Source organism: Halomonas kalidii, from assembly GCF_030010475.1.
In the GTDB taxonomy this organism is placed as follows: Bacteria; Pseudomonadota; Gammaproteobacteria; order Pseudomonadales; family Halomonadaceae; genus Halomonas; species Halomonas heilongjiangensis.
The window spans coordinates 95,281-121,622 of sequence record NZ_JASCQN010000008.1; the positions used below are offsets into that span (position 1 = coordinate 95,281).

Consider the following 26,342-nt stretch of genomic DNA (forward strand, 5'->3'; position numbering starts at 1 on the left):
ATCCCGCCTTGCGCAAGCGCCCGGCCGGTGGCCACCATCGAGGCCGGTTCCCCTGGAGAGCGCGTGATGCCGCAACTGCCTGCCGCCCTGGCCGATGTCAGGGCCCTGACCTTCGATGTCTTCGGTACCGTGGTGGACTGGCGCCGCAGCGTCATCCGCGAGGGCGAGGCGCTGGGCGCCCGCCTGGGCCTGGCGGTGGACTGGGCGGCCTTCGCCGACGCCTGGCGCGGCGGCTATGCCCCCGCCATGGATAGGGTGCGCCACGGCGAGCTGCCCTGGACGCGCCTCGATGACCTGCACCGCATGACCCTCGACCGCCTGCTGGACGCGTTCGGCATCGCCGACGCCCTCGACGAGGCCGAGCGAGAGACGTTCAACCGCGCCTGGCACCGCCTGGATCCCTGGCCGGACAGCGTGGCCGGCCTGACCCGACTGCGGGCGCGCTACGTGCTGGCCACGCTCTCCAACGGCAATATCTCGCTACTGGTGAACATGGCCAAGCGCGCCGGCCTGCCCTGGGACTGCGTGCTCTCGGCGGAGCTTGCCGGCCACTACAAGCGCGACCCCGAGGTCTACCGGATGGCGGCCCGCCTGCTCGACCAGCCGCCCGAGCGGATCATGCTGGTCGCCGCCCACCAGGACGACCTCCAGGCCGCACACCGCGAGGGGTTCCGCACCGCCTTCGTCAAGCGTCCCCTGGAGCATGGCCCCGACGCCACGCCCGACCTCAGCGTCGCCCCCTGCTTCGACCTGGTGGCCGACGACTTCCATGACCTGGCCGACCAGCTCGGCCTTCCCGAAGGGACCCACCCATGAGGCTCGTCATCCCCGACGACTATCTGACTGGCGATCGTCTGGCGGCCCTGCCTGGCCCGGTGGGAGCACGCCGGCGCCGCGTTGCTGATTGAGTTGCCCGAACGGCACATGCACCGACGGCAGGATATCGCTGGTCGCCGACAGGTGGGAGGCCTGGTCGTCGAAGAAGATGTGCGGCTTGATGATGCCGAGGACGTGCTCCTTGGCGATGCCGCCGAGGAAATAGGCCTCGTTGACGGTCACCCCCCAGCTGCGCATGGTGTGGATGACCCGCTCATGGGCCGGCGCGTTGCGGGCGGTGACGATGGACACCCGGACCTTGGGACGATAGCCACCCTGCGTCTGCTCCTCGCGCTGCTTCTCCAGCATCTGGATGTGGGCCTGCTTGCGCAGGAGCGGGGCCAGCAGGCCCGACTCGGATGGCACCCGGGCGTTGGCCCGTTCGTATTCGCGAAACGCCACGATCCCCTGCTGCTGGTAGATGGTTTCGGACTCGTCGGTGACCAGCACGCCGTCGAAGTCGAAGGCGATGCGCAGCTCCTCTTCGTCGGTCAGGTCGAGATCGCCCGACGACAGCACCTGCCCCGCCGGGTGACCCGCCAGGATCGCCTGGTCGACATCCTGGCGATTGGCCGACAGGAAGAGGCTGATGTTCAACGCCGGGATGAAGCGGTGGGGGTAGCGCCCCTGCAGGAAGACCGCCCGCGTGATGTCCAGCCCATGGTGCTCGATCGACTTCATCACACGCAGCCCGGTTTCCGGATCGTTGCGGGAGAGCAGCATCACCTCGATCGGAGGATTGTCCGGGCTCAGCTCGTTCAACGACAGCAGGCGCTTGATGAACGGGAAGGCCACGCCGGTGCCAAGCGGCACGTCCTCATTATCGCACTGGTAGATGCGATAAGCCGCCTCCCCCTGCTCGCGAAACACCCGGTCGGATTCCGCCAGGTCGAAGAGGGCGCTGGACGCCAGTCCAATGACCAGGCGTTCACTGAGATCGTAGGGCATGGTCATCCTTGTTATCGGGAAGTGAAATACCTTCAGGCCGGCCGCTCCAGTTCGAAGCGGTCGGTGGTCCTGGCATAGTCGCTGCCCGCCATCCGCCCCACGGGATGCAGCCCCGCGATATCGACATGGCGGCCGTTCCAGATCGCATCGTCGATATGGATCGACACCACCTCGGCGAGCACCAGGTTGCCGGCCAGCGGCTGATCGCCGAAGCGGATGATCTCGCGCAACCGGCAGCCGAAGGCCACCGGCGCCTCGGCCACCCGCGGCACCGAGACGCCCGGCATCGCCGCCTTCTCCAGCCCCGCCAGGGCGAACTCGTCCTCGCCGTGGGCCACGCTGGCACTGGTGGCGTTGAGCGCCCCGATCAGCCCCTCCCCGCCGATATGCACCACACACTCGGGCACGGCGCCCAGGTTGAGGATCGTGTCCTTGGGACGTCCCTCGCCGTTGAGCAGCGGTGAGAAGCCCAGCACCGGCGGCGCCACACTGACCACATTGAAGAAGGAGAACGGCGCCAGGTTGGCGTTGCCCCGGCCGTCCAGGGTCGAGACCCAGGCGATCGGCCGGGGGCAGATGCTGCCCGTGAACAAGCGGTAGATCTTGCCCGGGTTCAGTCCATGCTCGTCCAGCAGGTAGTCGCTCATGTTCAGCCTTTGTGGCGATCGTGGGAGGACCTCATCGTACCCCACCGCGACGCCAAGCCCATAAACCCGCAAGACCGTATAACTGCAAAACTGCAAAGCTGCATTTATGGCACCATGGCATCCAGACGGACCATGCGAAGGACCCGCCATGCCCCTGGCCACTAACGCCGCCACGCTCCCGCCCGGCTTTATGGTGATCCACGGCAACCGCCTGGAGGCCCTGCGCGGCCTGGCGGTGGAGTGGATGTGCCGCCACCCGCTCGAGCCGCTCGAGAACGAGACGATCCTGGTGCAGAGCAACGGCATCGGCCAGTGGCTCAAGCTGGCCCTGGCCGAGGACCCGGCCAACGGCGGCGCCGGCATCGCCGCCGCGCTCGACGTGACCCTGCCGGCGCGCTTCCTGTGGCAGGCCTATCGCGCGGTGCTCGAGTATACCGAGAGCGACACTGATGCGGTGCCGGCCACCTCGCCGTTCGACAAGTCGCGCCTGGTGTGGCGCCTGCTGCGCCTGCTGCCCGGCCTGCTCGCGCGCGACGACTTCGCCCCCCTGGCGCGCTTCCTGGCCGGCGACGACGACCTGCGCAAGCACCATCAGCTCGCCGAGCGCCTGGCCGACCTGTTCGACCAGTACCAGGTCTACCGCGCCGACTGGCTCGAGGCCTGGGCCGCCGGCGATGACGTGCGGATCGACGCCCGCGGCCAGCGCCGCGAGCTGGAGGCCACCCAGCGCTGGCAGCCCGAGCTGTGGCGAGCGCTGTGCGACGACGTCGCCGCGGCCCACGGCCAGGCCGGCATCGACTCGAGCCGCGCCCGGGTCCACCGGCGCTTCCTCGACGCCGCCGAGCGTCTCGCGCCCAACGACCGCCCCCCCGGCCTGCCGCGCCGGGTGCTGGTGTTCGGCATCTCCTCGCTGCCCCGCCAGGCGCTCGAGGCCCTGGCCGCCATCGCCCGGGTCAGCCAGGTGGTGCTGTGCGTGCACAACCCCTGCCAGCACTACTGGGCCGATATCATCGAGCACAAGGACCTCCTGCGCGCGGAGAGACGGCGCCAGCAGCGCAAGGCCGGCATGCCCGAGCGCCTCGACGTGCTCGGCGATGGCGACGGCGACTCCGCCCTGCACCTGCACGCCCAGCCGCTGCTCGCCGCCTGGGGCAAGCAGGGCCGCGACTACCTGCGCCTGCTCGACGAACACGACGACAGCCAGCAGTACGAAGGGCTGTTCGCGCGCGAGGCGCTGCGCATCGACCTGTTCGAGCCCTGCGTGCGTGAGGGCGACGGCCGCCTGCTGCAGCAACTGCAGGACGATATCCGCGAGCTGCGCCCGCTGGCCGAGACCCGCGAGACCTGGCCGGCGGTAGACGTGACGCGCGACGACTCCGTGGTCTTCCACGTCGCCCACGGCCCCCAGCGCGAGGTGGAGATCCTCCACGACCAGCTGCTCGCCGCCTTCAGCGCCGACCCGACGCTGCGCCCGCGGGACATCATCGTCATGGTCCCGGACATCGACCACTACGCCCCGCATATCCAGGCCGTGTTCGGTCAAGTCCCTCCCGACGACCCTAGATACATTCCCTACACCCTCTCCGACCAGGCCAGCCGCCACCGCCTGCCGCTGCTGATCGCCCTGGAGAAGCTGCTGCGCCTGCCGGAGCTGCGCTTCTCGGTCAGCGACCTGCTCGACCTGCTCGAGGTGCCGGCGCTGCGCGCCCGCTTCGGGCTCAAGGAGGAGGACCTGCCGACACTGGCGCGCTGGATCGAGGGCGCCGGCATCCGCTGGGGCCTGCACGGCCGCCAGCGCGGCAGCCTCGACCTGCCCGACGGCCTGGAGCAGAACACCTGGGCCTTCGGCCTGCGCCGCCTGCTGCTCGGCTACACCGTGGGCAGCGCCGCCGGCGCCTGGCAGGGCATCGAGCCCTTCGACGACATCGGCGGCCTGGAGGCGGCCCTGGCCGGGCCCCTGGCCCAGTTGCTGGAGACCCTGGAGACCCAGTGGCAGCGGCTGCGCCGGCCCACCGACGCCGACGGCTGGGTGACCCGCCTGCGCGAGCTGCTCGAGGCCTGCTTCATGGCCGAGGAAGCCAGCGACAGCCTGATGCTGGCGCGCCTCGAACAGGCCCTGCAGGACTTCCAGGAGAGCACACGCGAGGCCGGGCTTGCGCGCGAGCTGCCGCTGACCATCGTCCGCGAGCACTGGCTGGGCCAGATCGACGAGCACAGCCTCTCCCAGCGCTTCCTGGCCGGCGCGGTCAACTTCGCCACCCTGATGCCGATGCGCGCCATCCCCTTCAAGCGCGTCTGCCTGCTGGGCATGAACGACGGCGACTACCCGCGCCACCACCCGCCGCTGGACTTCGACCTGATGAACGGCGACTACCGCCCCGGCGACCGCTCGCGCCGGGAGGACGACCGCTACCTGTTCCTCGAGGCGCTGCTCTCGGCCCGCGAGCAGCTGTATATCAGTTGGGTCGGCCGCAGCATCGTCGACAACGCCGAGAAGCCGCCCTCGGTGCTGGTCGGCCAGCTGCGCGACCACCTGGCCGCCGGCTGGCGCGCCGCGGGCGGCGGGGCTTCGGGTGACGGCCTGCTCGCCGCCCTGACCACCGAGCACCCGCTGCAGCCGTTCAGCCGCACCTATTTCCCCGCCCCCCAGGAGCGCGACGCGCGCAGCGTCGCCGACAAGCGGCTCTTCACCTATGCCCATGAGTGGCACGACATCCACGGCGAGCCGACGCCGGCCACACCGGAAACCGAACTCGGGGCCTTCAGGCAGGAGACGCCGCTGACCCTGGCCCAGCTCGGGAATTTCCTGCGCGACCCGGCCAAGGCCTTCTTCACCACCCGGCTCCGGGTGTTCCTCGAGCGCGAGGACGTCACCAGCCTCGACCATGAGCCCTTCACCCTCGACGGCCTGACCCACTGGCAGCTGCAGGACATCCTGATCCAGGCCCAGCGCCGCGCCATCGACGCCGGGGAGCCCCGCGTGGAGGCCCTGCACGCCACCCTCGAACGCCTGGAAGGCCAGGGCGTGCTGGCCATGGGCGCCTTCGGCAGCCGCATGCGCGAGCAGCTCGCCGAGCCCATGGAGGCGCTGTTCGAGGCCTACCGAGAGACCCTCGAGCAATGGCCCCATGCCGTGGAGGACCCCGAGCCGGTGCGCCTGGCGCTGTTCGACGCCGACGCCGCCGACGCCCCGCCGCTGGAGGACTGGCTCGACGCCCTGCGCCTCGATGAGGCGGGCGAGCGCTGCCGGCTGCTGCTCTCCAGCAGCAGCCTGATCAGCCAGGGGCGGGGCCGCGGCCAGTACCGCTGGGCCCAGCTGGTGCGGCCCTGGGTGGCGCACCTGGCCGGCAACCTCGAGCGACCGATGACCACCCGGCTGCTCTCCAAGGCGGGCCACGTCTCCCTGCCGCCGCTGGAGCCCGAGACCGCGCGGCGCCGGCTGCGCGAGCTGATCGCCACCTGGCAGGCCGGCATGCAGGCGCCGCTGCCGCTGGCCTGCGAGGCGGCCTTCGCCTGGCTGGGCAAGGTCGACAAGCAGGCCAGCGCTGCCGAGGACAACGGCCCCGGCAGCGACGCCTGGCACGCCGCCCGCAAGGCCTACCAGGGCGACGACTTCACCGCCGGCGAGGTGGATCGCAACCCCTATCTGGCCCACCGCTGGCCCGACTTCGCCGCCCTGATGGCCGGCGCGCCGGGCGACAGGCTGGACTTTGCGAATCTCACCGAACGGCTGCTGGCCCCGCTCTTACTCGCGGTGAAGGGAGATGATAAATGAGTGAAGTCACTGAGCTCGATCCGCTGACGTTTCCGCTCCATGGCAGCCGCCTGATCGAGGCCAGCGCCGGCACCGGCAAGACCTTCACCATCGCCCTGCTCTACGTGCGCCTGGTGCTAGGCGCGCGGAACGAGCAGGACGACGCGGCCTTCTCGCGCCCCCTCACCCCGCCGGAGATCCTGGTGGTGACCTTCACCAACGCCGCCACCCAGGAGCTGCGCGAGCGGATTCGCGCCCGACTGGTCGAAGCCGCCGAGGTCTTCCAAAGTCAACATTGGGGTCAGACCCCAAAGTCCACTGAGGGGTCTGACCCCAAGGCCGACCCGCTGCTGGTCGCCCTGCGCGACCAGTACGACCCGGCCGGCTGGTCGGCCTGCGCCCGGCGCCTGCAGCTGGCCGCCGAGTGGATGGACGAAGCCGCGGTCTCGACCATCCACAGCTGGTGCTACCGCATGCTGCGCGAGCACGCCTTCGACAGCGGCAGCCTGTTCTCGCTGGAGCTGGAGACCGACCAGAGCGAACTGGAGCAGGAGGTGGTGCGCGACTACTGGCGCAGCTTCTACTACCCGCTGGGCGCCGAGGCGCTGGCCGAGATCACCCAGTACTGGGAGGCGCCGACCAACACCCGCGCCTCGCTACACGGCGCGGTACGCCGCCTGCTGCCCGAATGCGACGCCCTGCCGCCCGACGCCCCACCGCCGACCGAGACCCTGGCCACCACCCAGGCCGAACGCGACACCCGCCTGGCCGAGCTCAAGGCGCCCTGGCCGGCCTGGCTCGACGAGCTGGCACCGGCGCTGGAGGAGGCCGCCAAGCGCAAGGCCTTCAAGGGCCAGAGCTTCAATGCCAGGAACCGCAGCAACTGGCTGGGCGCACTGCGCGACTGGAGCCAGGGCGAGGAGGCGCGCCCGGCACTGACTCCCGCCGCCTGGAAGCGTTTGACGCCCGAGGGCCTGGCCGAGATCTGGCAGGACGGGGAACCGCCCCTGCCGGCGGCCTGGGAAGCCCTGGCCGAGCTGCCCGCGGCCCTGGAGGCACTGCCCGACCCGCGGGCCGACCTGCTGATCCACGCCGTGCAGTGGTGCCGCACGCGCCTCGAGCGCGAGCAGCAGCGCCGCGCCGAGATGGGCCCCAACGACCTGCTGGCCCATCTCGATCGGGCACTGGCTGGCCCCAGTGGCGAGGCCCTGGCCGCCCAGATCCGCCGCCAGTTCCCGGTGGCGCTGGTCGACGAGTTCCAGGACACCGACCCGGTGCAGTACCGCATCTTCGACCGGGTCTACCGCCTGGCCGACAACGCCCGCGACACTTCCCACAGCGATCCCCACAGCGATCCCAACAGTACAGGCGTCTTCCTGATCGGCGACCCCAAGCAGGCGATCTACGCCTTCCGCGGCGCGGATATCCACACCTACCTGCAGGCCCGCCGCGACACCGCCGGCCGCCACGTCACCCTGGGCACCAACTACCGCTCGAGTGCGGCCATGGTCGCCGCGGTCAACCGCTGCTTCGCCTACGCCGAGGCGCACCCGCCCGGCGCCTTCCTGTTCAAGCAGGCGGACGGCGGCAATCCGGTGCCCTTCGTGCCGGTCAAGGCGAAAGGCAGGAAAGACGCGCTGGTCGTCGACGGCCAGCCCCAGCCGGCGCTGACCCTGTGGCGCCTCGACGCCGACGAACCGCTGTCCAAGACCGCCTACCACGGCGAGATGGCCGAGCGCTGCGCCTCGCAGATGGTCGCGCTGCTGGAGAGTGGCCGCCGCGGCGCGGCGGGCTTCCACGACGGCGACGCGATGAGGCCCCTGGCGCCCTCGGATATGGCGGTGCTGGTCAACGGCCTGGGCGAGGCCCGCGCCATCCGCCAGGCGCTGGCCCGGCGCGGGGTGAAGAGCGTCTACCTCTCGGACAAGGACAAGGTGTTCGCCTCACCCATGGCCTTCGAGCTCGACGCCTGGTTGCGCGCCTGCGCCGAGTCCCCCTCGTCCTCTAGTGAGCACGAACGCCGGCTGCGCGCGGCCCTGGCCACCCCCACCCTGGGGCTCGGCCTGGCCGAGCTCGACCGCTTGAACCAGGACGAACTGGCCTGGGAAGCCCGAGTGCTGCAGTTCCGCGACTACCACCGGCTGTGGCAGCGCCAGGGCGTGCTGCCGCTGGTGCGGCGGCTGATGAACGACTTCGAGGTCCCCGGCCGGCTGCTGGGCGGCGGCCCGGCCAGCGACGGCGAGCGCCATCTGACCGACCTGCTGCATCTAGGCGAGCTGCTGCAGCACGCCAGCCAGGAGCTCGACGGCGAACACGCCCTGATCCGCTTTCTCGCCGAGTCCATCGCCGACCCCGACGACCAGGGCGACGCCCACAAGCTGCGCCTGGAGAGCGACGCCGACCTGGTGCAGGTGATCACCATCCACAAGTCCAAGGGCCTGGAGTACCCGCTGGTGTTCCTGCCCTTCATCTGCGGGCACCGCGCCACCCGGGCCGACGACTCGCCGCTGCGCTGGCACGACGCCGAGGGCCGGCTGCGCATCAGCCTCGAGGCCGACGAGGCGACCCTGGCGCTGGCCGACCGCGAACGCCTCGGCGAGGACCTGCGCAAGCTCTACGTGGCGCTGACCCGCGCCCGCCACGCCACCTGGCTGGGCATGGCGCCGCTCAAGGGCGGCGAGGGCAGCGCCATCGGCCAACTGCTGGCCGACGGCGCGCCGCTGGAGCCGGCCGCGGCCGCCTTTGCCCCTGCCCTGGAGGCGCTCAAGGGCGATCAGGCGGCCATCGCCATCGAACCGGCGCCGCCCGCCACCGCCACGCTGTTCCGCCCGGACGAGCGGCAGGCCAGCCTGGGCGAGGCGCTGAGCCCGCGGCGCCCGGCCCGGGAGCAGTGGTGGATCGCCAGCTACTCGGCGCTGCGCACCTCCGGCCTGATCACCACGCCGCTGGCCACGCCCGACACCGCCCCGGTAAGTACTCACCTACTCCACAGCGCCGCTCTCCACAGCACCCCGACCACGGCGCCCACTGCGGCAGAGAGCCCCCGGGATGGCGCGTCATCACCTTCGCTGCCGGAGCCGACCACCTCGCTGGAGGCTACCGCCTTCGAGGTGCTCGACGAGCCCCGCGACAGCGCCGCCGAGCCGCTGACGCCCAGCCTGCATCGCTTCCCCCGTGGCCCCGGCCCGGGCACCTTCCTGCACGGGCTGCTGGAGTGGGCCGGCCAGCACGGCTTCGCCCGGGCCAGCCGCGACGCCGCCCAGCGCGAGGACATGCTCGCCCGGCGCACCCAACTGCGCGGCTGGACGCCCTGGCTCGCCACCCTGAATGGCTGGCTGGCCGCCCTGCTGGAGACCCCGCTGCCGCTGCCCGAGGCGGGCCGGGTGCGGCTCGGCGAGCTCGGCGTCTACCAGGTGGAGATGGAGTTCTGGTTCGCCGCCAGCCGCGTCGACACCCGCGTCCTGGACGCCCCGGTAAGCGCTCACACACTCGGTGGTGCCCCGCGACCGGCGCTCGACGCCGACACCCTCAACGGCATGCTCAAGGGCTTCATCGACCTGGTCTTCGAACACCGGGGGCGCTACTACGTGCTCGACTGGAAATCCAACCACCTGGGGCCCAACGACGACGCCTACACCCCGGCGGCCATGCGTGACGCCATGCTCGACAAGCGCTACGACCTGCAGGCCACGCTCTACCTGCTGGCGCTGCACCGGCTGCTCAAGGCGCGCCTGCCGGACTACGACTACGACCGCCATATCGGCGGCTCGCTGACCGTCTTCCTGCGCGGGGTCGGCTCCGCCACGGCTGGCGACGGCCGCGGCGTCCACGCCGAACGCCCGCCGCGGGCGCTGATCGAGACGCTGGACGCCCTCTTCCAGGGCCAGGCCCCGGCAGCGACCACTCACTCTTCCCGGGCGGAGGCGCCACAATGAGAGACCTGTTCGACGACCTCGACGACGCTCCCGAGCCTCCGTCTCGGCCGGATCGGCCCCACCCGGCACTGAGCGATACCGCCGCGCTTCTGGCCCTGCTCGAGCGCTGGGTCGCTCGCGGCTGGCTGCGCGCCCTGGACCGCGCCCTGGTGGTGTTCCTGCAGCGCGAGGTGCCCGATGCGTCCGCCCCGCTGCTGCTCGCCGCGGCGCTGGCCAGCCACCAGCTCGGCCGTGGCCATGTGTGCCTCGACCTGGCCGCCACCCTGGCCGCCCCGGACCTGGCCCTGTCGCTGCCGCCGGAGGGCGACGACTTGAGCGATCCGCCGCCGCTGCCCAGCCAGGTGCTCGACGGCCTGACGCTCGGCGAATGGGAGCATGCCCTCGCTCACCCCGGCCTGGTCGCCGACGGCGACCACGGCGCCCCCGGCCACACCCCGCTGGTGCGCGGCGCCACCGCGCCCGGTCATCAACACCAAGGCCCCCGGCTCTACCTGCGCCGCTACTGGCAGTACGAGCAGGATATCCGCCACCACATCTCGGCAAGGCTCCCCTGTAGGAGCACGCGGTTCGACGACTCGACTCTGCCGCGCGATGGCGCCGACAGGCGCCCCGATTACGCCACCAGCACAAGCGACGACACCTGCGGGAGCACGGCTCTGCCGCGCGATGGCGCCGACAGGCGCCCGGATAACGCCACCGACACCGCCACCCTCGCCGCCGCCCTCGACGCCCTCTTCCCGGCCGGCGCCGAACTCGACTGGCAACAGGCCGCCTGCGCCCTGGCCGCCCGCTCGCCCTTCGCGGTGATCACCGGCGGCCCCGGCACCGGCAAGACCACCACCGTGGTCAAGCTGCTCGCCCTGCTCCAGGCCCTGCAGCTCGGCCGGGAAGACCGCCACGCCCTGCGCATCCGCCTGGCCGCGCCCACCGGCAAGGCCGCCGCGCGCCTCAACGACTCCATCGCCAAGCAGGTCAAGGGCCTCTCGCTGGTGGAGCTGGCCAGCGCCGTGGGCCAACAGGGTGTGGATATCTCGACCCTGCGCGACAGCATTCCCACCGAGGTGACGACGCTGCACCGCCTGCTCGGCTCGCGGCCGGATACCCGCCACTTCCGCCACCACGCCGGCAACCCGCTGGCGCTGGACGTGCTGGTGATCGACGAGGCCTCGATGGTGGATATCGAGATGATGGCGGCGGTGCTCACCGCCCTGCCGCCCCGCGCCCGGCTGGTGCTGCTCGGCGACAAGGACCAGCTCGCCTCGGTGGAGGCCGGCGCGGTGCTCGGCGATCTCTGCCAGCGCGCCGAAGGCGGCCACTACACCCGGCAGACCGCCGAGTGGCTGGAGGCGGTGACCGGCGCCCCGCTGCCCGAGCAGTACCGCGATGACTATCATGGCACCCCAGGCCAACCGCTGGACCAGGCCATTGCCATGCTGCGGGTCAGCCACCGCTTCGACGCCGCCAGCGGCATCGGCCGACTCGCCGAGGCGGTCAACCGGCCGCTGGATGCTGGCCATATAGCCAAGGAGAAACGCCGCGCCGTGCGCCAGGTATTCGAGCAGTCCTACACCGACCTGGCCCGCCTGCGTCTGGCCGACGCCGACGACCCGGCGCTGGACAAGCTGGTGGTGGACGGCGCCCCGGCCGGCTTCCCGAACAGCGGCCAGGGCCGCCACGATCCTCGCGGCGAGCCGCTGGCGCCGCCCACCGGCTACCGCCACTACCTGGAAGTGCTACGCGACCAGCGCCCCACGGAGACAAGCTTCGGCGAGGCCGGCAGCGAGGAGCGCGCCCCCTTCGACGCCTGGGCCCGCGCCGTACTCGAGGCCCACGGCCGCTTCCAGCTGCTCTGCGCCCTGCGCCGCGGCCCCTGGGGCATTGAGGGCTTGAACCCGCGCATCGGCCAGGCACTGCGCCGCGCCCGGCTGATCGCGGCCTCCGATCATGAACTGGAGAGCGGCTGGTTCGAGGGCCGCCCGGTACTGGTCACCCGCAACGACTACGGCCTGGGGCTGATGAACGGCGATATCGGCATCACCCTCGCCCTGCCCGACGCCCGGGCGCCAGGGCGAGCCCTGCTGCGCGTCGCCTTCCCCGCCAGCGATGGCAGCGGCCAGATCAAGTGGGTGCTGCCCAGCCGCCTGCAGACGGTGGAGACCGTCTTCGCCATGACGGTGCACAAGTCCCAGGGCTCGGAATTCACCCACACCGCCCTGCTGCTCCCCGACGCCCCCAACCCCATCCTCACCCGGGAGCTGGTCTACACCGGCATCACCCGTGCCCGCGACTGGCTCACCGTGGTAGAAACCGGCCGCGGCATGCTCGATGAAGCAGTCACAAGGGAGGTGATGCGGGTGAGTGGGTTGGGGCGGTTGTAGGACAAGCCGCCATCGATAGCAGGGTCGTGGCGGCTTTCAGCCAGAAGCGGACGACCTGCCATAGCTAATATAATGCCAGGAAAAGTCGCCGCTTGGCGCGCCAGCGCAAGACGTTCTGCTTGATTGACCTGTTAAGCACAGCAAACACTGAACGGTATTGCAGGACCGCCAGCATGAAGCGCACCGCGATTAAGCGCCGCCCCCTTGCCGATGACGGGCAGCCAGTCGTTGATCTAAGCGCGGAATGTATCGCCGTCGAGGACTGACGTCATTTCGTCGACCCGCACGCTGCCGTAGTCAGCCAGGGCGAGAGCGGGAATAAAGGTTAGAGCAGCTATCAACTTAGCTTTCTTGTGACCGTGCAGTGGCACACATCGCCGTCGATACTATCAATGCGAACAACAACTGGTCGATCCTCAGCCGGGTCTTCGGTAAACAGGAGCCAGCTATTGGAATCGAACCCCCGGACATATTCCCTGCCCACCTCAGGCTCCTTCACCTGATCCGTGCCAATCTTTGTGGTCATGCCAACCTCAAGACGTCTTATATCTTGCATGGACTTCTCCTATGTCAAAGACAACAAAATACCACCTGCCAAGGCTGGCTTGGCGCGTCGTCGTGCTGCTATAAAACCTTGAAACCAGCGCGGCGAAGGAATCCAGCAGCAAACGCCTTATATGGTACAGTGTATAGTAATTGGCTATATTTTTCAGCGAAGCCGCTTGAATACTCGCCTGCTCGATTCACTTCAGCCGCTCCAGTAGCCATTTAACCTTATGATTTTTCATATATTTATTTCCCGCGCCTCACGGGATCAGGCGCTACAGGAATGGCCACACCCGCCCCCGTGCTCCAGTGTTACCCTGACTTCCTCGTGCAACGGTCGCAGAGGGTCACACTTCATGGCCAGACGGATGCCCACCGACACCCGAAATCTTCGCCAGCTTCGCAACGTCTGGTTCATCCAGAAGCGTCAATCGTCAATCCTCGCAATCACCTTGGTAAGTGGAAGATTCTCCAACAGAACCCCCAGACGGGCAACCTTGACGAAGCCTGCAGGATACGGGACCCTTTACTCGCTGATCATGGTGACTTTGAATCCAGGCCTAAAGAACGCCTCGGCATTTCTGGAAATATTGCTTAGTAATTCAACCTAATCGTCAGATCCAAGTTTTGCCCACTGTACGAAAAGCTAGCGGCCTCGAACGAAGGCGCACTCATCGTGGCTTTTGCGCCGCTTGAAAAGCCGTAGCCTTCCGTGGGGACCCCTAGAAAGTTAGTGGCAAGCTTGCCGTCCATATTTTCATCATGAATAACGGCCAACGCATACGTTCCCGGGGGGATATCTAAAAAGTTGCAACGCGCCTGCGAATCCCGAATTTTTATCATCATTATATTGGTTGCGGAGTGAAGAAATTCAGTAGGAAAACCCGCTGGCGATTCAAAAAGCGCGCAAGCTACACTCCCAGCGTTGTTGCGAATGTTCGGAATTTTTACGTGAATTCCAGGGCATGGTGATTGGGCAAAGACGATAGCGGGAAAACTTGCAAGCATCAGCACTGCCCACAATGCTACACACCGAACACCCATGGGGAGCCGCGTCACCGGATGCCTGGCAGGGGAGCCGAACGCAGACTCCCGATTAGTTGATTCACTCCTGATTTTCCTCATAGCCCCGATCTGCCCAGCCTGATTTAATCAACCACTATACACCCAACAGGAATTAAACTTCGTGCTTGGATATATTGACTTGCAACACGGACACACGTTCAATAACTATACCGCCCGCCACCTTGCTCCCAACCTACTGGAATACCGAAACATTAATTAAAGCTCGATTGCATAATCCGATTATCGTACATGCTGTATAGCACGGATGAACGAGCATGTGGCATTTACCAAGGCGTCCCCCTGGGTCATAAGCTGCTTTATCCATACCATCAGGGTAGACTAGCGTCCCCCATTCGGCCGAGGCTGTGTGAAAACGTGGCTCCCGCTATACTCTACTCGTGACAGCTAGCGGAGTTCGATGGCGCGGGTGGTGTCGGCGAGCAGGGTGTCGCCGATCGTCACCTGCACCCGGCGGTCGTGCGGGTGCAGGGTGATGCGGGGGAATCCGTTGCCATTGGGGCATCCCTTGCGTACGAGCGGTGTCGTTATGTTAGTTAATGTTTCAGCCTAGCACTCAAGCATGGTTTTCCCATGCGCTGGATCAACGGACCGGTGAAGTCACTACCGCCCTGCTGCTGCTCGACGCCCCCGATCCCCTCCTCACCCGGGACGCTGTTCAAGGACCTTCCTGATCGGACCCGGAAGGCTCCCGGAGGGCAGGCAAGGGGCCCGGCCGACCCAGCAGATAGCCCTGCGCCTTGCGGACCCCGATGTCTCGCAGTGCTTCCAACTCGGCCTGCGTCTCGACGCCCTCGGCGAGCAGCCGGCTGCCCGTTTCGGCCGTGAAGCCCACCAGTGCCGCGGCCAGCGCTCGGCTGTCGGGGCGCGTGTCTATGCCGTGGGTCAGGGATCGATCCAGCTTGATGACGTCCGGCGCCAGGCGGAGGATGTGGCGAAAGCTGGCATAGCCGGCGCCCGCATCATCGATCGCCAGCCTGAGCCCTTGCCTGCGCATCTCGACCAGGGCCTCGAAGAGGCCGGCGTAGTCGTCAACGACATCGTGTTCGGTGACCTCGAGCATCAGGCGGTCAAGGGGATGGGGCCTGAACAGATCGGCAAGCCGGCCGGACAGGATGGTGGCCGGAGAGGCATTGAGTGACAGATAGGCCGAGTCGGGAATCTCGGGCAGCGCCTCCAGCGCCAACTCGATGGCCGCCAGCTCCAGTTCCACTCGCAGCCCCACCGTAGCGGCCTCCTCGAACCACTTGTCGGGACCTCGGATCGGCTCGGCGACGAAGCGCGACAGCGCTTCATAACCGGCGATGCGCTGGTCGACGAGATCGTGCATGGGCTGGTAGACGATATGGAAGCGACGCTGGTCGAGCACATCGCGTATTCTTGCCTCGGCGCCCTTCTGCCGTTGCTTGCGCTTGCGCTGACGCTCAAGCTGCCGCGCCACGAAGTCGGCAAAGACCCGCATCATGGCCAGGTCACGCTCATTCAAGGTGGTGTTGGATTGGCGGTCGAAACAGCACAGCGTGCCGTATACGCTGCCATTCTGCAGGCGGATGGGCACACTGAGGTGGGCGCCTATCGGCATCTCCCGGGTGGCCGCCAGGTCCAGCGCCCCCGGCTCCTGTCGCGCATCCTGGATCACTTCCGGCAGCCTGCCATCCACGACCCGTTGGCAGTAGCTTTCCTCAACAGGATCCGACGCCCCGACTTCCAGGTGCGGGGCTCCCGCCTCTTCGTCCACGAAGCGAAAGATCCGCCTTTCGTCCTCAAGCTCCGAGATAAAGGCGACTTCCATGCCGAGATGGGTGCGGATGGCATGCAAGACCTCGAGCAGCGCGCGTTCGGACGACGCTTCGGCCAACTCATCCAGCCCCAGGGAAATATCCACCAGCGTATGCTCCTCTGTTGCCTTGGATGCTCCAGCTTCCATGGGCCACCTTAAAGGTCAAGATATGAACAGCACTACGCTTTGCCTGAAAACTGCCTGCGCTCGATCACACGGCGTTAAAAATCGGCTCAAAGTACTCATTTACACCACGTAAACTCCGTCTTTTCGCCGATTTTTGCCTTGTCTGATCATCGCTCGACGACTTTTCGGACAAAGCTTAACGCCAGCGACTCTGGCGTGGTACAGCGCCTACCTGGATCAACGATGCGGTCATCCTCCTTACACCTGCACCCGGCGGTCGTGCGGGGGCAGGGTGATGCGGGGCTACGTGGAAGCGGTTGCCATGTGTGCATTCCTTGCGTACGGGCCGTGTCGTTATGTTGTTTTGTGTTTCAGCCTAGCACCAAAGGATGATCCATCCCATACATGGGATCATCGGAGAGGTGAGCCTCAGTCGTCGGGAATCAATCGCTCGTTAAGGTCGGAAAAGGCGAAGCCGGCTTCCGGGCCGCCGGCGATGACGTAGACGGCCCCCTTCACCGTCGCCGCATCCAGGCCGTGGCGAGCCGTGGACATGGGAGGCAGGCGCTCCCAGCGGTCCTCCTCCAGGTGGTAGCGCTCCGCTTCGTCGAAGGTGCGTTCCTCGGGCATGAAGGTCTCGCCGCCGAACAGGTAGACCCAGTCATCGAGCGCCGTCACGGCGACCCCGCTGCGCCCGGTGGGCACCGGGGCCCCCTGCTCCCAACGATCGTCGTCGGGGTGATAGATCTCGTTGGTGGTGAGGCGGAAGGTGGTGGCGTCGCGGCCGGCGAGCACGACGATGCGACCGTCGATCTCGGCGGCACGGTGATGGTTGCGCGGGGTGGGCATGGCCGCGAGCCGACTCCACGCGTCGCGTTGCGGGTCGTAGACCTCGTGGACGCCGACATCCTCCCGGCCATGCGTGGTGCCGCCGATGGCGTGAATGCGCCCATCGAGCACGGCAGTGGCCAAGGCGCCCCGCGGGGTGGGGACCGCCGGGCCCTGGCGCCACTGGTCCGCGTCGATGTCGTAGATATGGAAAGCGTCGGTGGGGGTGAAGCTGGCTTCGTCGTAGCCGGCGATCACGTAGAGACGGCCGTCGTGATACTCGAAGCCGGCGTGATTGACGCCACGCGGCAGCTCCGTGAGGGCTTCCCAGCGGTCGTCGCCGGGGTCATAGACGAAGAGCGTGCGCGGCGCGGTGGCGTCGCGCTCGCCTGCCTGCAGGAAGCCGCCGGCGAGGAAGATGCGCTCGCCGTCGGTGGCCACGCTGACTTCGGTGCGTGGCTCGGGTAGCGGTGCCATCCGGCGCCACTCACCGGCGGCTTCCCGAACGTCGGCGACGGCCAGGGGTGAAGCCAGGAAGAGCCCCAGGGTGGCGCCCAGCCAGCCGCCAATGGAATAGCGTGCTCTGGATGGCATGGTAAACCTCCTCCCGCCGCTGTCTCGCGCGCCTGGCGTACTCCTGGCGGCGGCGTGGAACCCTCCCTTCAGCCTAGGCGCGGTGGATACCCCGTCAAGGCGGTACACTGGGGCGAAATACCCCCTGGCAAGGCAGGCAGCGTCGATGAAGAAGACCCGTCCCCGTGACTCCCGGGCCGATGCATTCGGCGAGGCCAAGCTGACGGCACTGGGCGGCCGCGACATCCTCTTCGTGATGGCGGCCGAGGCCGAATACGGCCCGCATCTCAGGAAGCGTTTCGACCCTTTCATGACCGGCGTCGGCCCCGTCGAGGCGGCCGTCGAGCTCACCGCCGCCCTTGCCACCCTCGACCGGCGCGAGCGCCTGCCTCATCTCGTGGTGTCACTGGGATCGGCCGGCAGCCGGGTTCTCGAGCAGACCGAGATCTATCAGGCGATCTCCGTCTGCTACCGCGACATGGACGCCTCCCCGTTGGGCTTCGAAAAGGGGGCCACGCCCTTTCTCGACCTGCCGGCGACCGTCCCGCTGCCCTTGCGCATTCCCGGCATTCGTCAGGCCTCGTTGTCGACCGGCGCCAATATCGTCTCGGGCCCGGCCTATGACGCCATCGCCGCCGACATGGTGGACATGGAAAGCTATGCCTGCCTGCGCGCCTGCATGCGCTTCGACGTGCCGCTGGTCGTGCTGCGCGGCATCTCGGACGGCAAGACGGAACTGCACCACATCGACGACTGGACGGAAACGCTCCATGTCATCGACGACAGGCTGGCCTTGGCCGTCGACCGCCTCGGCGAAGCGCTCGCCGAAGGCCTGTTGAAGCTCTGACGCTGGCGGAATCAGGGCGACTTCGATTGCGGAAACGGCAGCGCCTGGCATTGAGCGAGCGGTAGTGGCATTAAAATATCGATAATGCCACCAACCGACACTACACTGTCGGTATGAAAACGAGACACGTCACCCTCAGCCCACAAGCCTCCCTCTCGCTGCGCCTGTTCGCCGGGTTGATCGAGGAGGGGCGGCTACGCAAGGGGTGGACCCGAGAAGAACTCGCCGAGCGGGTTGGCGTCGGCGTGGTCACGATCCGCCAGGTTGCCAAGGGTTCTCCCGGGGTGGCCATCGGCACCTACTTCGAAGCGGCGGCGCTGGTCGGCGTATCGCTTTTCACCGATGACCCGGGCACTCTGAAACGCGAGCACGCTACCCAACTGGAACGGCTGACGTTGCTTCCCAAGCGCGCCCGCCGTCGGCAGCAAGAGCCCATCGACGATGATTTCTAGCCGACGCGCTTATGTATGGGTCTGGCTGCCCGGCCGGACCTCCCCCGTCACGGCCGGTCTCGTGGAGCGCGACGATCAGGATCGCTACCGCTTTGCCTATGGCCGCCGCTATCTCGCGCGGAAGGATGCCATCAGCCTTTTTCCCCGAGAACTTCCCCTGCGGCCAGGTAGCCAGGAACAGGCAGACGGCACACTGCCTTCCTGCCTGCGTGACGCCTCCCCAGACGCCTGGGGACGTCGCGTCATCATCAACCGGCTGACGGGCAGGAAGGGCGATGGCGCCGGTGAGGTCGACTTCAACGAGATGGTCTATCTGCTGGAATCGGGGTCGGATCGGATCGGCGCACTCGATTTCCAGCTCTCCCCCACCGAATACCGACCGCGGGAACATCAGGACGCCACCTTGGCGGAATTGCAGGAAGCGTCGGAGTATGTGGAGGCAGGGGAGCCGCTACCGCCCGCTCTGGACCAGGCCATTCAACACGGCAGCAGCATCGGTGGCGCCCGCCCCAAGGCCTTGCTGAATGACCGGGACCGCAAGCTGGTGGCGAAGTTTTCCTCCAGCACCGACCTCTACAGCGTGGTGAAGGCGGAGTTCGTTGCCATGCGGCTTGCCAGGCTCGTGGGTCTCGATGCCGCTCCCGTCGAGATTACCCACTCGCTGGGCAAGGACGTACTGCTGGTGGAGCGCTTCGACAGGATGAGATCCGCTGACGGCTGGTGCAGACGGATCGTGCTCTCGGCACTCACTCTGCTGGGCCTTGATGAGATGACCGCCCGCTATGCCAGCTATGAGGATCTCGCCCATCTCATCCGGGCGGAGTTCGACCAGCCCGGAGCATCGCTGCGTGAGCTGTTCAAGCGCATCGTGTTCAATGTGCTGTGCGGCAATACCGACGACCACGCGCGCAACCATGCCACCTTCTGGGATGGCGAGAGCCATCGACTGACACCGGCTTATGACATCTGCCCGCAGTCCCGAACCGGTGGCGAAGCCACTCAGGCCATGTTGCTGTACGGCCAGGAGCGACGCAGCCAGCTCACCCACTGCCTGGCGGCCGCGGAGCGGCTCGGCCTGAGCCAAGCGCAAGCCAGAGAGATTATCGACCACCAGCTCGCCACGATCCGGGAGCAGTGGGATAGCGTGTGCGATGAAGCCGACTTGAGCCCGGTCGATCGTGCCTTCCTGTGGGGCAGGCAGTTTCTGAACCCGTTCACGTTGGAGTCGTACACGGAATCACAGTAGTCATGAGGACGCATCGCCCACCAGCGACGGTCGTGTCGACATCAAGCGGATAACGAGCAGCGAGCGTCTCGGCGCGCCATGCTCCACCTTGCCCACCACCGGTGAAGGTGTCATCGTCACCCGGAAACCATTCGCCGTCTGACCACAAGGAGCGAGCACCGTGTTCATCGCCATGAACCGTTTTCGGGTCAACCCCGAGAGAGTGGAGGAGTTCGAGCAGATCTGGCTGGAGCGGGAAACCCACCTGCAGGGCCTGCCCGGTTTCGTCGAGTTCCACATGCTGCGCGGCCCCGAGAAGGAGGATCACGTGCTCTACGCCTCCCACACCGTCTGGCGCTCGCGCGAGGACTTCGAGGCCTGGACGCACTCCGAGGCATTCCGCAAGGCGCACGCCAATGCCGGCCAGAGCCGCCGCGAGGGGCTCTACCTGGGCCCGCCAAACTTCGAAGGGTTCGAGGTCATCCAGACGGTCGGCAACGCGAGCGACGCCTGAGGCCATGGGTCGCGTGGGGGTCGGAAGCTGTCAGCCGCGCGGCGGCAGCGGGCCGGAATCCACCACTCGGTAGCGCGTGCTGCGCCCGCCACCCGGCAGTTTCTCCAGGCAGCCCTTGGCCAGCAGGTCGGAAAGATGGCGGGTCGCGGTGGCCTTGCTGACCTTGGCGACCTTCTGGTACTGGGCAGCGCTGATGCCGCCCTCGAAGCCGCGCTCTCCCCCATCCAGCAACCGATTGAGTACCTTGATCTGCTCCGGCAACAGGCCGGCTTCGGCGAATCGCTGCCAGAAGCGTGTCTTGGCCAGGGTACGCTCGATGTTGGTTAGAGCATCCGCCAGGGCTTGCAGCAGGATATCGAGAAACCAGGCCAGCCAGTCGCTGAGATCCGTCGTGCCACGCTGGCTGGTTTCAAGCACCCGGTAGTAGTCCTGGCGCTCGGCCAGGATCGCGGCGGACATGGTATAGAGGCGAATGCTCTGTTGGTCGGCCTGGGCCAAGGCCCGGTCGGCAATGGCGCGGGCCAGGCGGCCGTTACCGTCCTCGAAAGGGTGCAGGGTGACGAACCAGAAGTGGGCGATACCGGCACGCAGCAAGGGGTCCAGGGCCGGGTCGTGGCGGCTCGCATCGAACCACGCCAGGAAGGCGGCCATTTCGTTCTCCAGCACCGCGCGAGGAGGTGCCTCGAAAAGTACACTGAGCTTGTCGAGACGGCCGGAGACGAGCCGCATCGGCTCCTCGCCCCGCCACTGTCCTACCCGCAGCTTGACCAGCGATGCCTCGGCATCGGGGAACAGCCAACGATGCCACTGGAAGAGCCGCTCGCGGGTCAGGGCCGTATCCGGCGAGCCAATGGCATCCATCATCATGTCGGCCAGGCCTTCCGAACGCGACGAAACAGCCTTCGTCTCACCCTCCACGCCCAAGCGTCGCGCCAGGGAGGAGCGTACCGAGGCGGCATTCAGGCGCTCCCCCTCGATGGCCGAGGAGGTGATGATGTTCTGCAACAGCGTATCCAGCGTCATTGCCGGATCATCGCCGGCCGGGAGGAAGCCTACCCTCCCCCACAGCATACCGAGAGACCGCCACGCTTCCTGCAGGCGAGGCTGTATCACGGCGGCTCGCCAGTGAAAATCGGGCCAGTCGGGCTGCTGCCAGATCCAGGTCAGCGTCGTGGAGGAAGCGGTCATGGCGGTACCTGAATGTTCTGGCGAGCCGAATAATAGAATTATTCGGCTCACTATATGAGCCGAATTGTCAGTCGATTCGGCTCACGGGTCAAGCAGGGCCCATTTGCCGAGGTTGCCCCCGGGTAGCCAGGCTGATCTCGTCATGTTCGGCATTGCCGGCGTGGTGGTCTAGAAGGCCCTCCGAGTTATATGGACGGGACGTTCACCGGAATGGAGTGATCCGCCATTCCGACGCCCCCTGCCTATCATCACTGCCGAACACTTTTTTCTCTGATTTCTTCGGTGTGGTTTGACATCGCCGGTTCTCTTGGGCTTAGATGGGCTTCAATTTAGATAGATCGGTCTATACAGGAACGACCACCGATGCCAGCCTCCAAGCGCGACCAGCTGCTCGCCACGGCCGAGCGACTCTTCTATGAGCAGGGGTTCCACGCCACCGGCATCGACCGCATCGTGGCCGCCGCCGGGGTGGTGCGCATGACGCTCTACAACCACTTCGCCTCCAAGGAGGCCTTGGTGGCGGCCGTCCTGAAGGCCCGCCATGAACGCTTCATCGCCAGCCTCGATGCGGCGGCGGCCTGCGCCTCGCCGGGCCAGGTGACACGGGCCCTGGTCGAGGCGCATGGCCACTGGCTGGAGCGGTACAGCCAGCATGGCTGCATCATGGCCAAGGCGATGGGCGAGTTCGCCGAGCACAGCGCCGAGATCCATGCCCTGGCGACGGCCGCCAAGACCGACCTGCTGGCACGCCTCGAGGCCGGCGTGGCACGCGACGAGCTGGACCACCACGCCGGCCTGGCGCGACGCCTCTTCATGGTGCTGGAAGGCAGCAATACGGCGGTGGCCCTGCTGGGCGTGCAGACGGCCCTGGCCGACACTCGGGCGGTGACCGACGCCCTGCTCGCAACGGCCCGGAGCGAGAGCCCATGAGGCCCCTGTCCCCCCTCGGCATGGCGACCCTCGGCAGCGGGGTCATCGCCATCACCTACGGCCTGGCCCGCTTCGTGTTCGGGCTCTTCCTGCCCGCGATGCGCGACGAGCTGACGATCTCCCCGTCCATGGCGGGGGTGATCGGCGCCCTGCCGTTCCTGAGCTTCGTCTTCGCGATCCTCGCCGCCACCTGGGTGATACGCCGCCTCGGGATTCGCCGCACGGGGGTCGCGGCCGCCGGCCTGGCCGGGGTCGGGCTGATGACGATCGCCCTGGCGCCGTCATCGCTGCTGCTGGCCGCCGGCGTGCTGATCTGCGGGATCAGCACCGGGCTGTCATCGCCGGTCATGGCGGAGGCGGTTCACCGGGTCGTGCCGTCCTGGGTCCTGCGCGGGCGGGTCAACGCCACCATCAATGCGGGCACCAGCCTGGGGATCGCGCTCGCCATGCCGGCGGTGCTGATCTGGGCGGAGGCCTGGCGCAGCGCCTATCTCGGGTTCGCCGCCCTGGCGGCCCTGGGTACCCTGGCGGCCCTCTGCTACCTGCCTCGGGATGGCCAACGCCCCTCACCATCGCAGCCCCGCCCGGCCGCCCTGCCGGTGAGCCGGTCGCAGTGGCTCGGCATCGCCCGGCTGAGCGGCCTGGCCGTCGGCATGGGGGGCGTGAGCGCGGCCTACTGGGTGTTCGCCCCCGATGCGGTGATCAACGCCGGGGGGCTCGCGCCGAGCCAGACCGCCTGGATGTGGCTGGCGGTCGGCGTCGGGGGGCTGGCGGGCGCTGGCGCCGGTGATCTCATCTCGCGCTTCGGGCCGGCCGCGAGCCATGCAGCCGGCCTCACGGTGATGTCCGCCAGCCTCGCGCTGCTGGTCGTCGTTCCCGGCAACTTCGCCCTCGCCCTGGCCTCCGCGGCCCTGTTCGGCGCCGGGTACATGACCCTCAGCGGTTTCTACCTGGTCAGGAGCACCCAGATCATGACCGAGGCGCCCTCCTTCGCCCCGGTGCTGCCGCTGCTCGCCACCTCGGTCGGCCAGGTCGCCGGCTCTCCGCTGGCCGGCTGGCTGGTCGGGGCCGAAGGCCATGCCGCCACCTTCCTGCTCTTCGCCACCCTGGGACTCGCGGTCGCCGGGCTGGGGGCGTGGTTACTGAACGAGCGAAGCGCTGCCGACTGGCACGCCCTTTGATGGGGTCGTCGCGCTAAACTGTAGGTACCCATCCAACGTCAGGAGGATGCCATGGAACAGCGATATGAAGTACGCGCCATCTACACGCATCCGGACAAGTCCCACCCGGAGGAGTGGGAGGTCGTGGACTTGCATCGGAATGACATCGTGTCGGTGCACAAGACTCGCGAAGAAGCCGATACCGCCGCTGCCGACCTGCAGGAACGCGAAGTAGATCGCTGATCGACGATGATTTCTCGCCGACGCGCCCATGTCTGGATCTGGCGGCGTGCAGCAACCTTAGCGGGATATGCCACTCTGAGCAGGTAGCAGGCGCCTCGACACACCGAGAGCGCCCGCCTCTGGATCACACACCGTCAGACGGAAAGGAGAGCCCCATGACCAACAGGGAAGCCTACGAGCAGAAGTTGCAGGCCAAGCTGGACGAGTGGCAGGCCGAGGTGGACAGGCTGAGGGCCCGTGCCAAGGGTGCCGAGGCCGATGCCCGCATCGAGTACCAGGAGGAGATCGACAGGCTCGAGGCGCAGCGCAACGAAGCCAGACAGAAGCTGGCCGAGCTGCAGAGGGCCAGCGATGATGCCTGGGAGGATGTGAAGGCCGGCGTCGAGCGCGCCTGGGACTCCCTGAACGAAGCCATCAAGTCCGCTCGCTCCCGTTTCAAGTGATCCATCGCCCGGCGGGTCGCATGGGGCTCACAACGGCAGATGCAGGATGGCGCCACGCAGGCCGCGCTCGTCGGCCCAGAGCCGGCCGGCCTGCCATTCGTGACCTGGGCGCTGACCCTCGGCCCGCTGGTCAAGACGATGCCGCTGCTAGATGTGATCTCTCGGTAGGTTGGTCATCCGAAGCCTGAGGCCGTCGGGTAGTAGAGGGGAGTAGGAGTAACAGGGGTACGCCCCCGATTACTCCGTACTTCGGGGCACCAATCATGGCCGCTACTCGCCTGCCTGCTGGCTGTTGATTTCGCTCAGTTGCTCCAGCAGTTCGGGGATGTTGTCCTGGATGATGCTCCACACTGTATCGTCGTCGATCCCCAAGTAGGCATGAATCAGACGATTACGGGTGGCAATGATCATCCGCCAGGGGATCTCCGGATACCGCTGACGGGCAGCATCCGGAATCCGGGTTGCCGCCTCGCCGCCTCGCCGATAAGTTCGAGGTTTCGCAGCGTGGCGTCGTAAGTGAGGTCATGGGCAATGAAGCTATCCTGATCCAGGCCTTCCGTGTAGGACAGGACCTTCTCGGCGAAGCCGATCATGTCATCGATATAGAAGCGCCATTCACGTTGGGAGCTAGCGTCAGACATGCAGCGCCTCACGCTCGATATAGGGCCTGAGCTCGGAACGCAGCGCCTTGTCGGTCACCAGATCCACGGGATGGCCCAGCAGATCCTCCAGATAGAACTGGACCCCGAAATAGCGGGCCGAGGTCGCCGGGCCGTTGAAGCTCACCAGGATATCGATATCACTGTCTTCTCGAGCCTCATCGCGGGACATGGAGCCGAAGAGCGCCAATGATCTGACCCCATACTCGCTGGCCAGGGTCGGCATGTGGTCTCTCAGCAGTTGCAGGGTCCTGCCTCTGTTCATCTTTCGATACCTCAGGATTGCTGGGACTGGGTATTGCGCATGGTGCTCGCCCTTACGACTCAGCGGTATCGTGATGGGTTTCCGACACTCAGACTAGCACCGAAGGATGATTTGTCCTATGCCTGGGCTCACAACGGCAGATGCAGGATGGCGCCACGCAGGCCGCGCTCGTCCGCCCAGAGCCGGCCCAGGGTGATGGGCAGGCGGAAGCGGCGCTTGCCGGCCGCGCCGGGGTTGAACAGCAGCCGACCATCCTGCCATTCGTGGCGCGGCTTGTGGGAGTGACCGTGGAGCACGGCGTCACAGCAGGTAACGGGATCGAACTCCTGCAGGATATGCACCAGGTGCAGGCGCCAGCCGTTGACGGTGAGGTCCCGCGTCATCGGCAGCGCCTCGGCCCAGGGCGCGGTGTCGATATTGCCACGCACCGCCGCCACCGGGGCCAGGTCGGCCAGCCGCTCGAGGATGGCGGCGTCCTCGTCCCGGCTGCCCACGTCGCCCAGGTGCAGGATCAGCCCGCAGTCCTCGAGCAGGGTGAGCGCCTCGGGGCGCAGCAGCCCGTGGGTATCACTGATGACGCCGATCGGCAGCTCGGTGGTGATGGCCGGCATGGCTGTCTCCTCACTCGGTGCTTCCGGAAGCCGGCGGATAAGGACCCGCTCCTGGTGTTGCCGTTCACTACATCTTGCCTGAAAACGATCCCTCAGGAGCTGACCCCATAGGGGCGGGCCTCGGCGCCTTCATTCGGCGAACATGCCGCCATCATCGAGAAATTCGTGGGGAGACTTGGTCATTGAGACCGCCTGCCCTTACGTTCACTTGAACCAATCGAGCTCAAAGCGCCCGTTCTTGAGCCTGTACATTGATAGCCCATACTTCAGCTCATTTCCTGAGGCGTCTTTAACGGTGGCACCACCTCATCTCGAGACCGCGCTTGCTATC

At 67.2% G+C, this 26,342-nt stretch carries 23 protein-coding genes; 12 read left to right on the forward strand and 11 right to left on the reverse strand.

Translation table 11 applies throughout. The features are described 5' to 3' along the window. Window positions 1–66: 66 nt before the first annotated feature. Window positions 67–816, forward strand: a complete 750-nt coding sequence (locus tag QLQ85_RS00995) for a haloacid dehalogenase type II (RefSeq protein WP_282737316.1) — start codon at window positions 67–69, stop codon at window positions 814–816. Window positions 817–822: 6 nt separating this feature from the next. On the opposite strand, the gene QLQ85_RS01000 is transcribed toward QLQ85_RS00995, so the two are convergent. After that, the gene (locus QLQ85_RS01000; protein ID WP_282737317.1) at window positions 823–1,824 is read right to left on the reverse strand and encodes a 5'-nucleotidase; all 1,002 of its coding nucleotides are present in this window, start codon (window positions 1,822–1,824) and stop codon (window positions 823–825) included. Between the two features lie 32 nt (window positions 1,825–1,856). After that, window positions 1,857–2,471, reverse strand: coding sequence for a flavin reductase family protein (locus tag QLQ85_RS01005; RefSeq protein ID WP_282737318.1), 615 nt, complete (start codon window positions 2,469–2,471; stop codon window positions 1,857–1,859). Window positions 2,472–2,619: 148 nt separating this feature from the next. Here QLQ85_RS01005 and recC point away from each other — a divergent pair, with 148 nt between their 5' ends. From recC to recD, 3 genes are read left to right on the forward strand one after another with little or no spacing between them, the layout of a single operon-like run. After that, entirely contained in the window at window positions 2,620–6,246 is a 3,627-nt protein-coding gene (gene recC, locus QLQ85_RS01010; RefSeq protein WP_282737319.1) for an exodeoxyribonuclease V subunit gamma, read from the forward strand. Next, window positions 6,243–10,160: an exodeoxyribonuclease V subunit beta gene (gene recB, locus QLQ85_RS01015; protein WP_282737320.1), complete on the forward strand. Its 3,918-nt coding sequence runs from the start codon at window positions 6,243–6,245 to the stop codon at window positions 10,158–10,160. Before recC ends, recB begins: the two co-directional genes overlap by 4 nt. Continuing rightward, on the forward strand, window positions 10,157–12,538 hold the full coding sequence (gene recD / locus QLQ85_RS01020; protein ID WP_282737321.1) for an exodeoxyribonuclease V subunit alpha: 2,382 nt from the start codon (window positions 10,157–10,159) through the stop codon (window positions 12,536–12,538). Before recB ends, recD begins: the two co-directional genes overlap by 4 nt. Before the next feature lie 337 nt (window positions 12,539–12,875). Here the strand turns inward: recD and QLQ85_RS01025 are convergent, their stop codons facing one another. From QLQ85_RS01025 to QLQ85_RS01040, 4 genes are all read right to left on the reverse strand, one after another. Beyond that, on the reverse strand, window positions 12,876–13,094 hold the full coding sequence (locus QLQ85_RS01025; RefSeq protein ID WP_282737322.1) for a hypothetical protein: 219 nt from the start codon (window positions 13,092–13,094) through the stop codon (window positions 12,876–12,878). Window positions 13,095–13,678: 584 nt separating this feature from the next. Beyond that, window positions 13,679–14,098, reverse strand: a complete 420-nt coding sequence (locus tag QLQ85_RS01030) for a DUF2141 domain-containing protein (protein ID WP_282737388.1) — start codon at window positions 14,096–14,098, stop codon at window positions 13,679–13,681. A 727-nt stretch (window positions 14,099–14,825) separates the two neighbouring features. Then, window positions 14,826–16,052: a sensor domain-containing phosphodiesterase gene (locus QLQ85_RS01035; protein WP_282737323.1), complete on the reverse strand. Its 1,227-nt coding sequence runs from the start codon at window positions 16,050–16,052 to the stop codon at window positions 14,826–14,828. A gap of 450 nt (window positions 16,053–16,502) precedes the next feature. Continuing rightward, window positions 16,503–17,495 carry a Kelch repeat-containing protein gene (locus tag QLQ85_RS01040; RefSeq protein ID WP_282737324.1) on the reverse strand — a complete coding sequence of 331 codons (993 nt, stop codon included), beginning with the start codon at window positions 17,493–17,495 and terminating at the stop codon, window positions 16,503–16,505. A 145-nt stretch (window positions 17,496–17,640) separates the two neighbouring features. On the opposite strand from QLQ85_RS01040, the gene QLQ85_RS01045 reads away from it, so the two are divergent. The 4 genes from QLQ85_RS01045 to QLQ85_RS01060 all read left to right on the forward strand — a co-directional run bounded on the left by QLQ85_RS01045 (window position 17,641) and on the right by QLQ85_RS01060 (window position 20,512). Next, window positions 17,641–18,321, forward strand: coding sequence for a 5'-methylthioadenosine/S-adenosylhomocysteine nucleosidase (locus QLQ85_RS01045; protein WP_282737325.1), 681 nt, complete (start codon window positions 17,641–17,643; stop codon window positions 18,319–18,321). 113 nt (window positions 18,322–18,434) lie between these two features. Further along, on the forward strand, window positions 18,435–18,773 hold the full coding sequence (locus QLQ85_RS01050; RefSeq protein ID WP_282737326.1) for a helix-turn-helix domain-containing protein: 339 nt from the start codon (window positions 18,435–18,437) through the stop codon (window positions 18,771–18,773). Further along, window positions 18,763–20,019 (forward strand): type II toxin-antitoxin system HipA family toxin, encoded by a 1,257-nt coding sequence (locus QLQ85_RS01055; protein WP_282737327.1) that lies wholly within the window; start codon window positions 18,763–18,765, stop codon window positions 20,017–20,019. Before QLQ85_RS01050 ends, QLQ85_RS01055 begins: the two co-directional genes overlap by 11 nt. Window positions 20,020–20,179: 160 nt before the next feature. Then, complete coding sequence (locus QLQ85_RS01060) at window positions 20,180–20,512, forward strand: antibiotic biosynthesis monooxygenase family protein (RefSeq protein WP_282737328.1); 333 nt, start codon at window positions 20,180–20,182, stop codon at window positions 20,510–20,512. A 30-nt stretch (window positions 20,513–20,542) separates the two neighbouring features. On the opposite strand, the gene QLQ85_RS01065 is transcribed toward QLQ85_RS01060, so the two are convergent. Continuing rightward, window positions 20,543–21,700 carry a Fic family protein gene (locus tag QLQ85_RS01065; RefSeq protein ID WP_282737329.1) on the reverse strand — a complete coding sequence of 386 codons (1,158 nt, stop codon included), beginning with the start codon at window positions 21,698–21,700 and terminating at the stop codon, window positions 20,543–20,545. A gap of 363 nt (window positions 21,701–22,063) precedes the next feature. Here QLQ85_RS01065 and QLQ85_RS01070 point away from each other — a divergent pair, with 363 nt between their 5' ends. The 4 genes from QLQ85_RS01070 (at window position 22,064) to QLQ85_RS01085 (ending at window position 24,476) form a co-directional block, all read left to right on the forward strand. Continuing rightward, entirely contained in the window at window positions 22,064–22,630 is a 567-nt protein-coding gene (locus QLQ85_RS01070) for a TetR/AcrR family transcriptional regulator (protein WP_282737330.1), read from the forward strand. After that, window positions 22,627–23,811 (forward strand): MFS transporter, encoded by a 1,185-nt coding sequence (locus QLQ85_RS01075; RefSeq protein WP_282737331.1) that lies wholly within the window; start codon window positions 22,627–22,629, stop codon window positions 23,809–23,811. Before QLQ85_RS01070 ends, QLQ85_RS01075 begins: the two co-directional genes overlap by 4 nt. A gap of 51 nt (window positions 23,812–23,862) precedes the next feature. After that, window positions 23,863–24,033, forward strand: coding sequence for a hypothetical protein (locus QLQ85_RS01080; protein ID WP_282737332.1), 171 nt, complete (start codon window positions 23,863–23,865; stop codon window positions 24,031–24,033). Between the two features lie 155 nt (window positions 24,034–24,188). After that, window positions 24,189–24,476 (forward strand): sll1863 family stress response protein, encoded by a 288-nt coding sequence (locus QLQ85_RS01085; protein ID WP_282737333.1) that lies wholly within the window; start codon window positions 24,189–24,191, stop codon window positions 24,474–24,476. Between the two features lie 270 nt (window positions 24,477–24,746). Here the strand turns inward: QLQ85_RS01085 and QLQ85_RS01090 are convergent, their stop codons facing one another. The 4 genes from QLQ85_RS01090 to QLQ85_RS01105 all read right to left on the reverse strand — a co-directional run bounded on the left by QLQ85_RS01090 (window position 24,747) and on the right by QLQ85_RS01105 (window position 26,011). Next, the gene (locus tag QLQ85_RS01090; protein ID WP_407650322.1) at window positions 24,747–24,887 is read right to left on the reverse strand and encodes a HepT-like ribonuclease domain-containing protein; all 141 of its coding nucleotides are present in this window, start codon (window positions 24,885–24,887) and stop codon (window positions 24,747–24,749) included. Next, window positions 24,884–25,117, reverse strand: a complete 234-nt coding sequence (locus QLQ85_RS01095) for a HepT-like ribonuclease domain-containing protein (protein ID WP_282737334.1) — start codon at window positions 25,115–25,117, stop codon at window positions 24,884–24,886. Before QLQ85_RS01095 ends, QLQ85_RS01090 begins: the two co-directional genes overlap by 4 nt. Beyond that, window positions 25,110–25,400, reverse strand: a complete 291-nt coding sequence (locus QLQ85_RS01100; RefSeq protein WP_282737335.1) for a nucleotidyltransferase family protein — start codon at window positions 25,398–25,400, stop codon at window positions 25,110–25,112. The genes QLQ85_RS01095 and QLQ85_RS01100 overlap by 8 nt, the downstream gene beginning before the upstream one ends. Before the next feature lie 128 nt (window positions 25,401–25,528). Next, window positions 25,529–26,011: a metallophosphoesterase family protein gene (locus tag QLQ85_RS01105; RefSeq protein ID WP_282737336.1), complete on the reverse strand. Its 483-nt coding sequence runs from the start codon at window positions 26,009–26,011 to the stop codon at window positions 25,529–25,531. Window positions 26,012–26,342: the final 331 nt, after the last annotated feature.

What these genes read in the sequence shown, in the direction of transcription:
- QLQ85_RS01095 (WP_282737334.1), bottom strand. Translation starts at nt 25,117, where the DNA reads ATGTCTGACGCTAGCTCCCAACGTGAATGGCGCTTCTATATCGATGAC.
- QLQ85_RS01080 (WP_282737332.1), top strand. Translation starts at nt 23,863, where the DNA reads ATGGAACAGCGATATGAAGTACGCGCCATCTACACGCATCCGGACAAG.
- QLQ85_RS01075 (WP_282737331.1), top strand. Translation starts at nt 22,627, where the DNA reads ATGAGGCCCCTGTCCCCCCTCGGCATGGCGACCCTCGGCAGCGGGGTC.
- QLQ85_RS01070 (WP_282737330.1), top strand. Translation starts at nt 22,064, where the DNA reads ATGCCAGCCTCCAAGCGCGACCAGCTGCTCGCCACGGCCGAGCGACTC.
- recC (WP_282737319.1), top strand. Translation starts at nt 2,620, where the DNA reads ATGCCCCTGGCCACTAACGCCGCCACGCTCCCGCCCGGCTTTATGGTG.
- QLQ85_RS01055 (WP_282737327.1), top strand. Translation starts at nt 18,763, where the DNA reads ATGATTTCTAGCCGACGCGCTTATGTATGGGTCTGGCTGCCCGGCCGG.
- QLQ85_RS01100 (WP_282737335.1), bottom strand. Translation starts at nt 25,400, where the DNA reads ATGAACAGAGGCAGGACCCTGCAACTGCTGAGAGACCACATGCCGACC.
- recB (WP_282737320.1), top strand. Translation starts at nt 6,243, where the DNA reads ATGAGTGAAGTCACTGAGCTCGATCCGCTGACGTTTCCGCTCCATGGC.
- QLQ85_RS01040 (WP_282737324.1), bottom strand. Translation starts at nt 17,495, where the DNA reads ATGCCATCCAGAGCACGCTATTCCATTGGCGGCTGGCTGGGCGCCACC.
- QLQ85_RS01000 (WP_282737317.1), bottom strand. Translation starts at nt 1,824, where the DNA reads ATGCCCTACGATCTCAGTGAACGCCTGGTCATTGGACTGGCGTCCAGC.
- QLQ85_RS01045 (WP_282737325.1), top strand. Translation starts at nt 17,641, where the DNA reads ATGAAGAAGACCCGTCCCCGTGACTCCCGGGCCGATGCATTCGGCGAG.
- QLQ85_RS01085 (WP_282737333.1), top strand. Translation starts at nt 24,189, where the DNA reads ATGACCAACAGGGAAGCCTACGAGCAGAAGTTGCAGGCCAAGCTGGAC.
- recD (WP_282737321.1), top strand. Translation starts at nt 10,157, where the DNA reads ATGAGAGACCTGTTCGACGACCTCGACGACGCTCCCGAGCCTCCGTCT.
- QLQ85_RS01090 (WP_407650322.1), bottom strand. Translation starts at nt 24,887, where the DNA reads ATGATCATTGCCACCCGTAATCGTCTGATTCATGCCTACTTGGGGATC.
- QLQ85_RS01065 (WP_282737329.1), bottom strand. Translation starts at nt 21,700, where the DNA reads ATGACCGCTTCCTCCACGACGCTGACCTGGATCTGGCAGCAGCCCGAC.
- QLQ85_RS01025 (WP_282737322.1), bottom strand. Translation starts at nt 13,094, where the DNA reads ATGCAAGATATAAGACGTCTTGAGGTTGGCATGACCACAAAGATTGGC.
- QLQ85_RS01050 (WP_282737326.1), top strand. Translation starts at nt 18,435, where the DNA reads ATGAAAACGAGACACGTCACCCTCAGCCCACAAGCCTCCCTCTCGCTG.
- QLQ85_RS01005 (WP_282737318.1), bottom strand. Translation starts at nt 2,471, where the DNA reads ATGAGCGACTACCTGCTGGACGAGCATGGACTGAACCCGGGCAAGATC.
- QLQ85_RS01105 (WP_282737336.1), bottom strand. Translation starts at nt 26,011, where the DNA reads ATGCCGGCCATCACCACCGAGCTGCCGATCGGCGTCATCAGTGATACC.
- QLQ85_RS00995 (WP_282737316.1), top strand. Translation starts at nt 67, where the DNA reads ATGCCGCAACTGCCTGCCGCCCTGGCCGATGTCAGGGCCCTGACCTTC.